Below are 823 nucleotides of genomic sequence, written 5' to 3'. Positions count from 1 at the left end.
CCGCCGCTCAGCAGGCACAAGCCGCAGCGACTGCCGCAGCAGAAGCGCAAATTGCAGCTGCTCAGCAAGCAGCTCAGGATGCCAAAGATGCCCTAGCTGCCTCTCAAATCAAGAACGCTCCTGAAGTCGCTAAGTCTGGCGTTCAGTCATTGAACGTCAACGTTGCCCCGTTAAGCAAAGTCTATAACACCACGACACGTGACTTTGATTCAACCGATGATAGCGTCATTGCACGAGCAGATCTGGCTTCAGAATCAGAACCAGGTGCAGGTGATGGCCTACTAGGTAAACTATCTATCACCACCTCAGGTGAAGGCGACAAAGACGTTGCCGGATCAAACGGTTTTAAAGCGCATGATGACAATGCCGCGGTTAGTGCGCTAGGTCAAGAACTGCCTTTAACGTATGTTTCAACCTACAAAGACTTTGAAGATGACATGCGCATCGGTCACATTGATGGCAAAGCCGTCTTTAGCGGTGCAGAGCTACCTGTGAACGGGGTTGCCGTAGTCGGTAATGCCACTCAAGCTGAGAACATGCCAACCGAAGGTAGCGTAGGCTACACCGGTGATGCCACTTATCGTCAGCTTGGTATAGATAATGATATCGAATTTGGTAAATCAGTTTTTACCGCTGACTTTGTCGCCAAAAATGTGAAAGGCGACCTTACCTTTGATAAAGCGGGTAAGATTGGTCTGACAGCGGCTATTGATGGCAACCAGTTCTCAGGCACGGCGGCTGACAATGCTGGTTACAATACTGAAGGTGGATTCTTTGGTGGTGATGCCCAATACCTAGGCGGTGTCTACCAAGGCAATGGCGC

1 protein-coding gene is annotated in these 823 nt (G+C 50.3%); it reads left to right on the top strand.

The window, feature by feature from the left end; translation table 11 throughout:
• Positions 1-823: transferrin-binding protein-like solute binding protein (locus tag NK638_RS12330; RefSeq protein WP_274633240.1), on the top strand; the 823-nt coding region annotated here is incomplete at both ends.

The sequence above is a fragment of the Psychrobacter sp. A3 genome, assembly GCF_028823565.1.
In the GTDB taxonomy this organism is placed as follows: domain Bacteria; phylum Pseudomonadota; class Gammaproteobacteria; order Pseudomonadales; family Moraxellaceae; genus Psychrobacter; species Psychrobacter celer.
The sequence above is the reverse complement of the archived record's forward strand: the minus strand, read 5'-3'. Positions and strand labels throughout refer to the sequence as shown.